The sequence below is a fragment of the Aquabacterium sp. genome, from assembly GCF_004297345.1.
Taxonomy (GTDB): Bacteria; Pseudomonadota; Gammaproteobacteria; order Burkholderiales; family Burkholderiaceae_C; genus Aquabacterium.
This window is the reverse complement of record NZ_SCTN01000336.1, coordinates 1-15,060: the sequence shown is the minus strand read 5'-3', so window position 1 is coordinate 15,060 and position 15,060 is coordinate 1. Positions and strand designations below refer to the sequence as shown.

Here is a 15,060-nt window from a genome sequence, read left to right as displayed (position 1 = left end):
CAGGAATGGCAACAGACAAGGCGGGTTTCATGGCTGAGCAAATTGGTCAGGCAAGGATGCGGGAATCGGACACGACAAACGCGTCGCAGCCGATTTCTTGATGCGGCAATCCTATGCGCATTCCGCCATCTATCCATCGTCAGACGCCGCATCTGACCTTCACCCTGTCCAGATCAGGGTCTGATTTCTTGATCTCCCTACAGTTATATGCATGGCTGATTTATCCCAATCCCCTGGGAACTCAGTCCAGCAGTCGGGTGCCGCCGCAGTTCAGGCATCAGGCGTTGTCAGACAAATGTTTTCCAGGAGACCTGCAAATGACGAAATACCTCAAGGGCTGGCTGATGCCAGCGTTGTCCGCGCTGATGATGTGGGGGATTTCCCATGGCGGCTGGTGGATGTGGGCGCCGTGGGCCTTTGTGCTGACGGTGTTCCTGTCGGCGGACATGTTCCTGCCGCATGACCTGTCGGAACCGCCCAAATATCAGAACGCGTTCCTGCTGAACTTGCCGCTCTACACGATCCTGCCTTTGCTGGCCGTATTGAACTTCATGGTGATCTGGATGGTGGGTTCGGGTGACTTCCTGGGCTTTGGCGCCTGGGTGCAGCAGCACCTGGACATCGACCTGTTTGCCGCACGTGACCGCACCACCCATTGGGGCATGTGGGCCGGCTGCATCGTGTCGGTGGGCCTGATGAACGCCGTGGGCGGCACCGTGACGGGCCATGAACTGACACACCGCTCCAGCAAATTCGACCTGTTCATGGGCCGCTGGATGCTGGCTTTCACCTGCGACACCTCCTTCGGGATCGAGCACGTGTACGGTCACCACGTTCGCGTGGCCACCCCGGCTGACCCTGCCACGGGCCGTCGCGGCGAGAGCTTCTACAAGTTCACTGTGCGCTCGACCATCATGAGCTACGTGCACGCCTACCAATTGGAAAAGGCTCGCCTGGCCAAGCTGGGCAAGTCGGTGTGGAACCCGTTTGCCAGCCCCTTCCTGCGTGGCAATCTGGAAAACATCTTCATGTTTGTGGCGGCCTACTACATCGCTGGCTTGCCTGGTCTTGGCTTCTGGGCGATTCTGGCTTTCGTGGGCAAGCAGTACCTGGAAATCACCAACTACTTCGAGCACTACGGTCTGGTCCGCGTGCCTGGTGAGCCTGTGCAACCCCGCCACTCGTGGAACTCCAACCACTGGGGCAGCACCAATGTGCTGTACAGCCTGGCCCGCCACTCGCACCACCACGCTGAAGGCGAAGCCCCCTACTGGACGCTCAACGCCTACCCCAACGCCCCGATGCTGCCAGCCGGCTACCTGGGCATGCTGCTGATCGCGCTGGTGCCACCGCTCTTCAAGCACCTGATGACGCCCGCGCTGAACGACTGGGATGAAAAGCATGCCTCGCCCGCCGAGCGCAAGCTGGCTCAGCAGATCAGCCGTGAAAGTGGCATGACGGGTTTGAAGATCATCAACGCCAAGCTGGCTTGATGCGCGCAAACCACTGATGAAGTAACCGTGCGTCGATGAAATCGGTGCACACACCGACCGCAGGCCAACAAGGCTTGCGGTCTTTGTTTTGACAGGATTCCCATCGTGCCACCCAGCCTGTTTAGCCGCCTGTTTGGCAGCGGCCCATCCGAGTTCAAGCTGCAGATCAACACACCCGGTCAGACCGTGACCGCGCAGGCCAAGGAAAGCCTGCTGGTTGCAGCCTTGAACGAGGGCATCGCCTTTCCCTACAACTGCCGTGTGGGCGGATGCGGCGAATGCAAATGCCGACTGGTATCGGGCAAGGTCAAGGAGTTGACGGACAAGAGCTACCTGCTGTCGGCCGAAGAGTTGAAGCTGAACTACATCCTGGCCTGCCAGAGCCTGCCCAAATCGGATGTGGTGGTGGAAGTGACCCTGCGCGAAGGTGCCGTCAGCCACCCCATTGTGGAGACCTCGGCGCGCATCGCCGCCTTGACGCCGCTCACGCACGACATCCTGCATGTGCAGATGCAGGCTGAACAGCCCCTCACCTACACGGCGGGCCAATATGCCGAGCTGGTGGTGCCGGATGAGGCCGGTGCGGCTGCCGGCAAGGGTCGCAGCTATTCGTTCGCCACGGCGCACAATGCGGCGCAGCCCAACGCGGTGGATTTTTTCATCCGCAAGGTGCCCGGTGGTGCCTTCACCGAATGGCTGTTCGCCAAGGCGGCCGTGGGCCAGTGGCTCAAGCTGCGCGGCCCCTATGGCGACTTCTGCCTGCGCCCCAGCGCCAACCCGATCGTGTGCATCGCCGGGGGTAGCGGGCTGGCGCCGATCAAGGCGCTGCTGGAGCAGGCGATTCGAGACAAGCAGGCCAACCGGCCGCTGGTCATTTTGTTTGGTGCCCGTACCGAGCAGGACTTGTATGGCCTGGATGCCATCGACCAGATCCGCCGCAACTGGACGGGTCGCTTCGTGTTCGAGCCCATCTTGTCGAACGAGGCGGAAGGCTCGCCCTGGAAGGGCCGCCGCGGCATGATCACCGATCACCTCAAAACCATCCTGGGCGAGCGCCTGCCGGACTACCACGCCTATATGTGCGGCCCGCCGCCCATGATCGACGCTTGCGTAGAGGTATTCACGCAGGGTGGCATGCCGTCCAAGCAGATCTTCTTTGACAAGTTCCTGGACAGCGGCCACACCGCTCACCCGGCTGGCTGACATTCAGAGCCCCTCCAACCCAGCCGGTAGCGGGGGACTGGCCACGGCGACGGCAGACTTGCTGACAGGCAGTGGCCAGGCATCACGCTGGGTGGACCAACCGCCGCCCAAGGCCTTATAGAGCAACACGGTGTACAGGGCGCGCGAGACATCGCCCTGGATCGTTTCGTCCTCCCGCTGCAAGGCCGTGGCTTCGGCCTCCAGCGCGGGTTGCAGCAACTCCTGCCCTGCCACAAAGAGAGACTGCTTGTGCTCGGCCACCTTGCGCGCCAGCCTGGCTGAATTGCTCAACTTGTCGTAGCGTGCATCGAAGGCCTTCTTGGCCGTGAAGGCGTTTTCCACATCCTCCAGCGCTGTCAGCACGGCTTGCTCGTATTGGGCAGCCACGCCTTCCAGCTGCGCTTCATTGACCGCGATATTGGCGCGAATCCGGCCTCCTTCCAGCAAGGGCAGGCGCATGCCGATGCCCAGGTTCTGAACGCTGAAGTTGTTGCCCTCGGCTGAATCCGGGTGCATGCGCCCGGCCAAGGCCCCGAAGCCAATATAGAACTTGGGGAACAACTCGGCCTTGGCAGAACCGAGCTTGGCGGCTTGCGAGCGCACCTTGCGAGCCGCCCCGCGCACATCGGGCCTACGTTCCAGCACGTCACTGGGCATGACTTCGGGCAAGGCGGTTGGCAGATGGAAGCTGGCCGGCTGTGGCGGCAGCGCGGTCAAGGTCTCCGGGGCGCGCCCCATCAACACAGCGATGCGCCGAATGTGGCTTTGCAGCAAGGCCTTGAGCGGCTCGATCTGCGACTCGGTGTAATCGACCTGCAAGGCTGCGCGGTCTACCTCGGAGGCCGTTGTTTGCCCGGCCTTGAATCTGCCCTGAGCATACTGGTGAAGGCGCCTTGCCACGGTCACGCCCTGCTGAAGCAGGATCAGGCGGCGCTCGGCTCCGCGAGCCTCGAAGTAGCGGCTCGCGATATCGGAGGCCACGAGCAACTGGGCGCCATGCTGCTGCTCTTGCGCACCGAACATCAACTGGCGCACCATCTCCGCATCGCTGTGGCGGGCGCCAAAGATATCGACCTCCCACACGGCGTTGAGCCCGAAGCCATGCGTGTTGCCCAAGGACATGCTGGGCTGCGTATCCACCTGCGGCATGGGGATTGGGAGCGGCAGGTTCGCCGGCATCTGGAGCTGGTTTTGAACCGGCACGGGCGTGTTCTGCCTGCTGCGCCCTGCCCCGGCACTGCCTTCAACAGTCGGGTAATAGGTGGACTCGGCCACGCCCAGATAGGCCCTGGCCTCTTTCACACGAGACAAGGCCACGCGCACATCGGTGTTGTTCTTCAGACCTTCGTCGATGAAGCCCGTGAGGATGGGGTCGTCCAGCGTTTGCCACCAGTTGGCCAGATCGGCCATGGGTGTACCTGGCGCACGAGGCGAGGCGGCATCCATCTGACCGGGCAAAACGGTCTGCAACTCAGGCATGTCGACCTTGACGGTCGTGCAGGCAGGCAGCACGGCAACGGCCACAGCCGCAGCGAGCAAGCGAAATGAAACAGCGTGGTGTGGGGTACTCACAAGCAACTCCATGAGTCCATCAATCGAAAAAAATCAACCCTGGCGAGCCAGCATGGCTCTGAAGCGCAGCAAGGCCATGACCAGGAAGGCGCCACCGATACCGGCCACGGCCAGCATCTGCGGCCACACGATGTCGATGCCGGCCGCGCGATACAAGATGCCCTGGGCCAATCGCACATAGTGCGTTGAGGGCGACAAGAGCATCACGTTCTGCAGCCACATGGGCATGCTTTCGCTGGGGGTGCCCGAGCCAGATAACAGGTACATGATCACGAACACCGGTACCGAGAGCAGGCCAAACTGCGGCATGGACGAGGCCACTGTGGCCAGCAGGATGCCCAAGGCGGTCAAGGAAAAGAGATACAGCCCCGTGCCAGCCAGGAAGAGCATCAGCGAACCACTCACAGGCACTTTCAACAAACCTTGCACGATCAGCAAGACCGACAAGCCGACTGCCAGCAGGATCAACAAACCATTGGCCACGATCTTGGCCACCGCGATCTCGCTGGGGCGCACTGGCATCACCAGCAAGTGCTCAATGGTGCCGCGCTCACGTTCACGGATCACGGCAGCGCCAACCAGCACCACCGAGAGCACGGTCACGTTGTTGATGACCTGCATGATGGAAGTGAACCAGCTCGTCGTGCTGTTGGGGTTGAACAGCACGTGCACCACCGAGCGTGTAGGCAGCATGGAATCGAAGTTCTTCACACGCAGGTAGTCCAGTGTTTCGCGCAGGATGATCTCGCTCACATAGGCCATGCCCAGGCCGCCTTGCGCCATGGCCGTGGCGTCTACCGCCACCTGTACGGATGGCGAACGCATGCCTTGCACATCGGCCTCGAAGTGTTCGGGGATGTAGAGCACGAACATCAGGCGGCCCTCGTCCATAGCCACCTGAGCATCTTCGGCCGACATCTCGATGGGCGGCTTGAACATGGGCGGGCGCAGGGCATCGCGCAAGCGCATCGACAGGCCGGTTCGGTCTGCATCGACGATGCCGATGTCCACGTTGGTGACATCGCTCTTGGCGCCTGTGGCCACCACATAGACCGCCACCGTGAATGACACCAGGATGGCGCCCATCATCGTCCGGTCACGCAAGGCGCAACGCAACTCCTTGATGCTCAGATGCAATACGTTGATCAACCAGATCATGGTTCAAGCCTCCTGCTTGCGCACAAACATCCTGGCCAGCACCAGGTAGGCCACGGCAAAGCCCATCATGGCCATGCAAGCCGGGCCCAGCTGCGCCCACTGCAAGCCCCAACCCTTGGTCATGACGCCCAGGCTGACCCGCTGGAACCACGAGGCGGGGAAGCCCACGGCGATCAGGTAATTGCCGCCCACCAGGGTCGAGATGGGTGTCAGCAAGCCAGCGAAGTTGGTGGTCAGCACCACACACAGGATGGCCGTGAGGAACTGGGCTGCCACCTGCGTCTGCACGAAGGCCGATATCAACAAGCCCAGGCCGGTGATGGCGAAGGCATAAGTCAGCGCCCCCAAGGTCAGCGCCAGCACATTGCCTGTGATGGGGATGCCCAGGATCCAGACCAGCACGGGCAGCAGCACCGCGTAGCTCAACATCGTGAGCGCCACATAAGGCAGTTGCTTGCCGACCAGGAACTCGCCAATCGCACCGGGCGAGGCATACAGGTTGACGATGGTGCCCATTTCCTTTTCGCGCACCACACCCAGCGCGGTGAGCATGGACGGGATCAGCGTCAGGGCCAGCATCAACATGCTGGGTGCGAAGGCGTACTTGCTCATGAAGCCCTGGTTGTAGGCCATTCGCGGCTCAATGCGCACGGGTAACTCGCCCAACTCGACACCAGGCACGGACCGTGCGAACGCCAGCGCATGCTCCATGGCCACAGCACGTGCGCCATTGGCAATGTTGGCTGCGCGGACTAAGGTCGCGCCATCCACAAAGAAGCCCACTTCGGGTTGACGCCCGCCAATCAGGTCACGACCAAAGCCGGGCGGGATGTCGATCACCAGCCAGGATCGAGACGAACGCATCTCTGAATCGATCTCACTGGGGTCGTTCAACTCCGATTGCGGCGAGAAGAAGGACGAGCCCGCGAAGTGCTCCACCAGTCTGCGGCTGTCGGTGGTCTGATCGCGGTCCAGCACCGAGAAGCGGATGCGGTCGACGTCGAAGCTCATGCCCCAGGTGCCTGCGCACAGCACGATGAGCGGGCCCAGCAAGGCGAAAGACAGGCGAATCGTGTCATGGCGTAGTTCCATGGCTTCACGCCGGGCATAGGCCCACATGCGGGCGATCCAGGTTCGCCAGTTCACGGTGTGCGTGTGCTCGGCCAGTATGGGCGGTGGATCGTCGGCACTGGGTTCTTCCTGCGCATGGATCGGCTCCATGTGCTCGGCTTCGCTGTCAGCTTCGAGGTAATCGATGAAGGCCTGCTCCAGCGTTTCGCAACCCTGGCGCTCGCACAACTCTTCAGGCGAACCAACAGCCAGCACACGGCCATGGTGCATCAGCGAGATGCGGTCGCAGCGTTGCGCCTCGTTCATGAAGTGGGTGGAGACGAACAAGGTGACACCCTCTTCGCGAGACATGCGCACCATGTGGCGCCAGAACATGTCGCGTGCAGCGGGGTCCACGCCAGAGGTCGGCTCATCCAGGATCAGCACCTCAGGCTTGTGCAGGCAGGCTGCGGCCAGTTGCAGGCGCTGACGTATGCCCAGCGACAAGCTGGATGGCAAGGTAGAGGCATGCTCGCGCAACTCGAAGGTATCAAGCGCATGCTCGATGGCCTCTTTGGCCACCACCGGGTCCATGCGGTAGAGCCGTGCGTGCAGATCCAGGTTCTGGCGCACCGACAGCTCTTCATACAGCGAGAACAGCTGCGACATGTAGCCGATGTGCAGGCGCGTGCTCAGGTCGCTCGCATCCACCGGCTCGCCCAGCAACTTGGCCGAGCCTTCCGTGATATCCAGCAAGCCGGTGAGCATCTTCATGGTCGTGGTCTTGCCGCAGCCGTTCGAGCCCAGGAAGCCGAAGATCTCACCGCGTGGAATGCAGAAGCTCACATCGCGTGCAGCCACGAAATCGCCAAAGCGGCGGGTCAGGCCTTGTGCCTCCATGGCAGGCGGCCCGTCGTGATGAGGCAAGGGCGGGATTATCAAAGGTGCGGCATCGCCCTTCCTGGACAGCTTCACATAGGCTTCTTCCAGCGATGCAGAGCGGGTTTCTTCCAGCACCTTGATCGTGGGCGCACACACCAGCACGCGGCCTTCGTCCATGGCCACCAGGTATTCGAAGCGCTCGGCTTCTTCCATATAGGCCGTGGCCACCAGCACCGTCATCTGAGGGCGCAAGGCGCGCAGGCTCTCAACCAGGGCCCAGAACTGCCTGCGCGACAGCGGGTCCACACCCGTGGTGGGCTCATCGAGCACCAGCAGATCGGGGTTGTGCACCAGGGCACAGCACAGCGACACCTTCTGCTTCATGCCGCCAGACAGCTTGCCCGCAGGCCGATCAGGAAAGGGCCCCAGGCCCGTAGCCTGCATCAAGGCGCGGATGCGTTGGTCTCGCTCGGCCTCCGGCACACCAAACAAGCGGGCCGAGAAATCGATGTTGTCGTAGACAGAAAGCGAGCGGTACAGGTTGCGCCCCAGGCCCTGAGGCATGAAGGCCACCTTGGGCGCAAGCGCTTGCCGAAAGGCGCGGTCTTTGATGTCCCCACCCAGCACCTGCATGCGCCCGGTCTGGGTCTTCTTGACGCCCGATATCAAGCTGAGCAAGGTGGACTTGCCCACCCCGTCCGGCCCCACCAGGCCGATGGTGCGCCCGGCGGGCAAAGTCAGGTCGATGTTGTCCAGAGCCTGCTGCGCGCCATAACGATGCGACAGGCCTTCGATGACGACGGCGTGTTCCATGAACGCTCCCCATCAGTTGGGGAAGGACGATGGCAAACCGGCGTTCGATTGTTGAGGCCAACTGTTCTCAGGCGTGCGCACCCGCACAAAGCCATTGCCTGTCAAACCGGCCTTGAGCAAGCCAGCATTGGCAATCGCCACATCCTCGGCCAGGCTGAGCTTGACGCGGTAGGTCAGCTTCTCGCGCTCGCTGGGTGTTTCCACATGCTTGGGCGTGAACTGGGCTTCTGCGGCCACGAAGGACACCTTGGCCGGCAAAGGCATCTGCGGCGCGGCATCCAGCACGATGCGGGCCTCGTCGCCCACTCGCAACTGCCCGGCCACCTTGGTGGGCAGGAAGATCGTCATGTGCACATGGGCCGTGTCGAGCAAGGTCGCCACGCGGCCGCCAGCGGGGATCACCGAGCTGGGTTCGACCACACGGTACTCGATGCGACCGGCGACCGGTGCGCGCAAGGTGTGGTCAGCGATGGCGATCTTCAGGCGCTTGATGCCTGCATCCGCCTCGTCCCGCGCGGCGGATGCCTCGCCGACAGCCGCCGTGGCAATGTTCACGCCGGTCTGCTCGCCATCACGCTGAGCCTGCCTGCGCTTGACTTCCGAGTCCGACACCAGCACCTGCTTTTGCAGATCAATGGCGTTGTTGAATTCCATCTGGGCCACATTGGCCTGAATGCGATGCACCTGCGTTTCACCTTGTGCACGCGCCATGGCCTGAACCGCACGCTGGCGCATCGCTTGCACGCCCACCAGTTGCGCTTCCAGGTCACTCGTGTCCATCTTGGCGATCACGTCGCCGGACTTGACCATGTCACCTTCCTGAATCGGCACGTCCAGCACACGGCCCGGGAATTTGGTCGCGATTTCGATGCGCGCCACTTCGATGCGGCCATTGGCCTTGATCACATCATCTGCCGCGCCGGTCGGCTTGAACACCGACCAGGTGCCCCAAGCGGCTGAGATGGTCAGCGCTGATACCAAAGAACCCATTGCAAAACTGCGGTAAATCACGATTGGCTCCTTCAAATCCCGACTGGATCAAGGTGTCCATGCGCGTTCTTGTTCATGCTGTCTCCTTGTTGACCCAGGTCTTTGCCTGGTGCCCAGTCTGGCAAGACCAGTTGGGCTTGGCCCCTAGCAAAAGTTAGGTTTTGAACGAGATGAACGACACGATGTCGCCGCCGCATCCCAACAGGTCGCGCGCCATGCCCAGTGAGCGCTTGCGGCCCCTGTTGGGCGCCAGCACGCCGATGGCGCGACCTCGCCTGGCCTTGCCCGAAGCCGTTCAACAAGGCCAATGCACCGTGGTCAGCGTGGTGGCGCCAGCCGGCCATGGCAAGACCACGCTGATGGCGCAATGGATGACAGCCTTGCGCCAGAAGGCCTGCGCCTGCGCCTGGCTCACGCTGGACGAGAGCGACAACGACCCAGCCCGCTTCCTGCGGCATCTCATTGCTGCATTGCAGCGCAGCGGCATTCATGCCGGAGACGCCACGCTGGCGCACTTGTCCGACACGCTCGCCTCGCAGTTCCGCAGCGTGACGGAATCCCTGGCCATGGACCTGAGCAGCTCACCGCATCGCCTGATGCTGATGCTCGACGACGTGCACGTGCTGCATGAAGAAACCGTGCTGGACATCATCGACTGGCTGCTGCATTACGCCCCCAACCAGATCCAGATCACACTGGGTTCACGCAGCGATCTGCCTTGGCGGCTGGGCTCCTTGCGGGTGCGCGGCCTGCTGCATGAAGTCGATCAGCGCCAGTTGCTGTTCAACGCACAGGAAGCCCGGCACTTCTGTGATCAGCATGAGGGCATCCACCTGAACGACGACGACTTCCAGCTATTGCTCAGCAAGACGGAAGGCAACCCGACCGCACTGGAGTTGGCCTGCATCATCTTGAAAAGCCACTCAACAGACGCGGCGCAAACCAGTCGGTGGATCGAGCAGTTCGTCAACCACGAAGACGACACCGTCGACCATCTGTGTCATGAACTGCGCCGGCATCAGGCGCCGGTCTGGCGCCAACTGGTGTCCAGCTTGTCCATGCTCACGCGCTTCGATGCCGAACTGGCACGCGAGGCTTCCGGCCTGCATGACAGCGGGCACCTGCTGACCCACCTGCAAAGCATCCGCGCCCTCCTCATCCCGACCGATGGCAGCGGGCAGACCTGCCGCCTGCACGAGCTGCCTCGCAGTTGCTTCAAAGCGCACTTCGTGCGCCACGCGCCAGACGAAGCCAGACAAGTGCTGATCAGGTCGGCCAACTGGTGCTGGCAACAGGGCGAACACGAAGAGGCCATGGGCTACTCGCTGGAAGCCCAGGCATGGGAACTGGCCGCGCCCTGGCTGGCTGCCTGCATGCCCGATATCGCGCAAAAGCAAGGCGAGCTGCAACTGGCGCTGCACTGGATGAACAACATTCCCGCCGAGTGGCTGGACCGCTATCCGCAGATCCGGATCGACTATGCCTTCGCCTTGTCTTTCTTCCCACAAAAGCCGGAAGTGGCCACCCAACTGCGCGCGCTGCACACCATTCGCCAACGCCTGGCCCAAAGCGACACACCCGATGCGCGCACCATCGACCAGATCGATTGCGCCATGGCCTTTCAACGTGTGCTCTCGCTGGGCCTGACCGATCAAGGCCACCCTGCCCGCCACGCCGCACGCGATTGGCTGGCCCGCTGGCCGCACGCACCGGCACTGCAACGCGGCATCGTCGGCAATGTGCTGTGCTTTGGCTACAAGACCACGGGCGAGCTGGATGAAGGCGAGCAGATGGCGCAGCTTGCTCGCACCTGGCTGGAGCAGGATCACGCCTGGTATGGCCTGGCCTGGAACGCCTCGCTGGAAGCCGTGCTGCACCTCAAGCGCGGCAGCTACCCCTTGGCCAGAGCCGCCTGCCTGCGCGGCCTGCAAGTGATCGACCACCACATGGGCGGCCACCGCACCCATGCCAGCGTGCACCACACGCTGCTGGCCGCACTCGATTACGAAGCCGATGACCTGGCCAGTGCCCAACGCCACATGGACCACTCGCTTGACAGCCTGGCCCAATACGGCGGCGCCGACATCCTCATCGTTGGCTGGCTCACGCGTGCCCGCCTGCGCTTTGCCCAGCACGACATCGAAGGCGGCCTGAGCGTGCTGCATGAAGGCCGAACGCTGGCTTTGCGGCGAGGCTTGCCACGCGTGCTCGTGTCACTCGTGGCCGAGACCTGCGTACAACTGTGCCGAGCAGGCCGACACACGGAAGCCCGCACGCTAGCCCGATCGCAAGGCCTGGAGGTCTTCCCCTTGTCGGTGAACGAACAACCGGACAACCCCTTCCAGGACCTGCTCGGTGGCATTCAGGCCGACCGGGCGCAACGTGTGGCCGCACGCCTCTTGTTGCCCGGCAAGCCTGCGCAAGTCTTCGCCGACCTGACCGGCCCGATTGCCCGCTGTGCGCAACGCGGCCTGATCCGCAAACAGATCGAACTGCTGATCCTGCAAGCCGTGGCGGCACAAGCCGGCCACCGCAAGCCCGATGCAAGACAAGCCCTGAGCCAAGCCTTGACCCTGGCCGCACAACATGACCACGTGCGCATCTTCAAAGACGACGAAGCCGCCTTGCGCCCCTTGCTGACGGGATGGAAGCCCAGCGCACAACTGCCTGAAGCCGTTCACGCGCTGTGGCAGAAACTGAGCAAGCCTGCACGGGCTGCGCAGCCCGTCAGCGAGGACCAGGATGCGCCGCAACACCACGGGCTGACACCTCGGGAGGTGGCCATCCTGCAAAGACTGGCCTCAGGCCTGAGCAACAAGGAAATCGCCGAGGCCATCTTCATCAGCGAAGGCACCCTGAAATGGCACCTGCATAACATCTACGGCAAGCTGGGCAGCAAGAACCGCACAGGCGCCCTCACCCAGGCTCGGGCCATCGGCGCCATCCAATAGTTACAAGCAAACGCAAATCACGATTGACAAGGAAACATTTCATTGGATATGATTTTTTACAGATTTTTGTAATGAATCATGCCGCCCAATCCCAAAAACCTGATCCTCAACCTGCTGCTGGCCAGTGATGGCACGCCTTTGAGTGCCGCCGATGCCGTGGGGTCGTGCGCCCTGTTCGGCATCCGCGAAAACAGCGTCCGCGTGGCCCTGGTACGCCTGGGCTCGGCCGGCATGATCGAATCAGCCGGGCGTGGCGCGTACCGACTGGGCCCTCAGGCCGCCGGACTGGCGCAGGAACTCTCGCGTTGGCGCAGCAGTGAATCCCGCGTGTGCGATTGGTCCGGCGCCTGGATCATGGTCAGCACCGGCCATCTGGGCCGCAGCGACCGCGCCGCCTTGCGCACCCGGCAACGCGCCCTGGCCCTGCTGGGCTTTCAAGAGCTGGACAGCACCCTGCATGTGCGGCCCGACAACCTGATCGGCCACGCCCCCGCCATCCGGGAGCGCTTGCACAAACTGGGCCTGGAAGCTGAAGCCCCCGTCTTCGCCGCCACAGATCTCGCCCCCGAACTGGATGCGCGTGCCCGCACGCTCTGGCAAGGCGAGGCCCTCAGCAAGGCCTACCGCCATACACGCGAAAAGCTCGAAACCTGGATGGCCCACGCCCCGGAACTGGAGCCCGAAGTGGCCGCACGCGAGTGCTACCTGCTGGGCAATGAAGCCATTCGCCAGTTGGTGTTTGACCCTCTGCTGCCCGAGCCCTTGGTTGACGTGGCCGAGCGACGCGCGTTCACTGACGCCGTGGTGGCCTTTGACCAGGCCGGGCGAAACATCTGGGGCGAGCAATTGCCCGCCGCCTTGCAAGCCCGGCAAGCCCAGCACCTGGCCACGGCTAAAACGCCTCGAACCGCCAAAGCACACGATGCATCCAAGGGCCGCGGGCCTCTTACACACTGAACGCCACTAAACAAACAAGACCATGTCCAGCGCTACTGCCCAACAGCCCGAATTCACGGCCACGCCCACTGACCTGCCTGCCGTCACCAAACGCCGCCTCAAAGACCTGTTCACCAAAGAGCAGATGGCCGTGCTGACTGCCCGATCCGATCTGTGGGGCGCCTGGGCCGTGGGTTCCACCTGGGGCGTCATCGCCCTGGCCTTTGCCGCCCTGGCGCGCTGGCCCAACGTCTTCACCTTTGTCGCAGTCATGGCCGTGCTGGGTGGACGCCAGCTGGCACTGGCCATCCTGCAACACGAGGGCTCGCACGGCACGCTGTTCAAGAGCCGTTGGGCCAACGATGTACTGACCGACTGGCTGTGCGCCCGTCCGATCTGGCAAAACCTGGGCAAGTACAAGGTGCACCACCTGGGTCATCACACCAAAACGGGCACCAACCTGGATCCCGATATCTCTCTGCACGAGGACTATCCGGTGACTCGCACCTCGCTGATCCGCAAGATGGCCCGCGACATCTTTGGGCTGACCGGTCTCAAGCTGATCTTCGGCCTGGTCATGATGGATGCTGGCGTCTTCAAATGGACGGTGGCCAACAATGTGGAACGCCTGCCTCAAGAGGGCCGCACCTGGCCCGAGCGCATCACGACCACGCTGCGCAATATGGGCCCGATGCTGATCACCAATGGTGTCCTGTGGGGTGTGCTGGCAGCCACCGGCCATGCGTGGATGTATGGCGCCTGGGTACTGGCCTTCCTGACCTTTCTGCCCCTGTTCATCCGCATCCGCTCGATCGCCGAGCACGGCTGCCTGGATCGCTCGCCCGACATGTTCCGCAACACGCGCACCACACGCGCAGGCTGGCTGGCCCGCGCCACCGTGGCGCCCGTGAACGTGAACTTCCACATGGAGCACCACCTGATGGCCTCGGTGCCTTACCACCGCCTGCCGCAAATGCACGCCTGGCTGCGCGAACGCACCGAGGTGCCAGAGCCGCCCAGCTATCTGCAGGTGCTGCAACTGGCCAGCGCCGGGCAGCAAGCCTGATCAGGCCATCATTCAAGCCATCACAACGGGGCCGCCCTTGGCCAGCGCACGCTGGTAGGCCGGCCGCGCTTCCATCCGCTTGAGGTAGGCCGACAGATTCGGGCAGCGCGCGGCATCGTCTGCGCGCGACATCAAGGCCGACACGGCAAAGCTCATCTGGAAGTCAGCCAGCGTGAGGCGATCACCCGCAAACCACTTGTTCTTGCCCAGATGGTCTTCGATGAAGGCCGTCGAGGTTTGCAGGTTCGGGTCAATCAACTGCTTTTGCACGCGCTTGCACAACTCTCGCGCAATCGGCTTCACGAAGAAGGGCATGGGCTGCGTGGGAATGGTCATGAACACCAGCTTCATCACCAGCCAGTTCATCAGCGAGCCTTCGGCAAAGTGCATCCAGAAGCGCAACTGCATGTGCTCGGGCGTACCAGGCTGCGTGCTCAACTGCGCGCCCTCGCCTTGCGCCTGCGCGCCATAGCGTTCCACCAGGTATTCGAGGATCGCGGCCGATTCGGCCACCACCAGATCACCATCGGTGATCACGGGTGATTTGCCCAGCGGGTGGATCTTCTTCAGCTCAGGTGGCGCCAGCTTGGTCACGGGATGGCGCTTGTAGATCTTGAGCTCATAAGGCAGGCCCATTTCTTCAAGCAACCACAGCACGCGCTGCGAACGGGATGTTTCGAGGTGGTGAACGGTAATCATGCGCGGCAGCATACAACGGCAGTCATTCACCCGTGATCCCATGGGCTTTGGCCCGGCATTTAAGATCACGCCATGAGCACCGTCACCATCTTCCACAACCCCAAGTGCGGCACCTCCCGCAACACCCTGGCCCTGATCCGCAATGCCGGCATCGAGCCGGAAGTCGTTCTTTATCTGGAGACGCCGCCTGATCGTGCCCAACTGGTCAAGCTGATCCAGGACTGCGGCCTGCGTGCCCGCCAAGTCA

10 protein-coding genes and 1 pseudogene are annotated in these 15,060 nt (G+C 62.6%); 6 read left to right on the top strand and 5 right to left on the bottom strand.

The window, feature by feature from the left end:
• Nucleotides 1-317 precede the first annotated feature (317 nt).
• Entirely contained in the window at nt 318-1,493 is a 1,176-nt protein-coding gene (locus EPO09_RS12295) for an alkane 1-monooxygenase (protein WP_290643475.1), read from the top strand.
• A 105-nt stretch (nt 1,494-1,598) separates the two neighbouring features.
• A complete protein-coding gene (locus EPO09_RS12290) occupies nt 1,599-2,696 on the top strand; it encodes a 2Fe-2S iron-sulfur cluster binding domain-containing protein (protein WP_290643473.1) in 1,098 nt (365 codons plus the stop codon).
• Nucleotides 2,697-2,699: 3 nt separating this feature from the next.
• Here the strand turns inward: EPO09_RS12290 and EPO09_RS12285 are convergent, their stop codons facing one another.
• The 4 genes from EPO09_RS12285 to EPO09_RS12270 are packed head-to-tail and all read right to left on the bottom strand — an operon-like array spanning nt 2,700 to nt 9,182.
• Nucleotides 2,700-4,268 (bottom strand): efflux transporter outer membrane subunit, encoded by a 1,569-nt coding sequence (locus EPO09_RS12285; RefSeq protein WP_290643472.1) that lies wholly within the window; start codon nt 4,266-4,268, stop codon nt 2,700-2,702.
• Between the two features lie 33 nt (nt 4,269-4,301).
• Nucleotides 4,302-5,426: an ABC transporter permease gene (locus EPO09_RS12280; RefSeq protein ID WP_290643471.1), complete on the bottom strand. Its 1,125-nt coding sequence runs from the start codon at nt 5,424-5,426 to the stop codon at nt 4,302-4,304.
• A gap of 3 nt (nt 5,427-5,429) precedes the next feature.
• Complete coding sequence (gene rbbA / locus EPO09_RS12275; protein ID WP_290643469.1) at nt 5,430-8,171, bottom strand: ribosome-associated ATPase/putative transporter RbbA; 2,742 nt, start codon at nt 8,169-8,171, stop codon at nt 5,430-5,432.
• Between the two features lie 12 nt (nt 8,172-8,183).
• Nucleotides 8,184-9,182, bottom strand: a complete 999-nt coding sequence (locus EPO09_RS12270) for an HlyD family efflux transporter periplasmic adaptor subunit (protein WP_290643467.1) — start codon at nt 9,180-9,182, stop codon at nt 8,184-8,186.
• 149 nt (nt 9,183-9,331) lie between these two features.
• Here EPO09_RS12270 and EPO09_RS12265 point away from each other — a divergent pair, with 149 nt between their 5' ends.
• The 3 genes from EPO09_RS12265 to EPO09_RS12255 all read left to right on the top strand — a co-directional run bounded on the left by EPO09_RS12265 (nt 9,332) and on the right by EPO09_RS12255 (nt 14,114).
• Complete coding sequence (locus EPO09_RS12265) at nt 9,332-12,112, top strand: LuxR C-terminal-related transcriptional regulator (RefSeq protein ID WP_290643465.1); 2,781 nt, start codon at nt 9,332-9,334, stop codon at nt 12,110-12,112.
• A 78-nt stretch (nt 12,113-12,190) separates the two neighbouring features.
• Entirely contained in the window at nt 12,191-13,069 is an 879-nt protein-coding gene (locus EPO09_RS12260) for a PaaX family transcriptional regulator C-terminal domain-containing protein (RefSeq protein WP_290643463.1), read from the top strand.
• 124 nt (nt 13,070-13,193) lie between these two features.
• Nucleotides 13,194-14,114, top strand: coding sequence for a fatty acid desaturase family protein (locus tag EPO09_RS12255; RefSeq protein ID WP_367200069.1), 921 nt, complete (start codon nt 13,194-13,196; stop codon nt 14,112-14,114).
• 12 nt (nt 14,115-14,126) lie between these two features.
• Here the strand turns inward: EPO09_RS12255 and EPO09_RS12250 are convergent, their stop codons facing one another.
• Entirely contained in the window at nt 14,127-14,813 is a 687-nt protein-coding gene (locus EPO09_RS12250; protein WP_290643460.1) for a glutathione S-transferase, read from the bottom strand.
• A gap of 72 nt (nt 14,814-14,885) precedes the next feature.
• On the opposite strand from EPO09_RS12250, the pseudogene EPO09_RS12245 reads away from it, so the two are divergent.
• Nucleotides 14,886-15,060: pseudogene (locus EPO09_RS12245) on the top strand (arsenate reductase (glutaredoxin)); the annotation flags it as partial.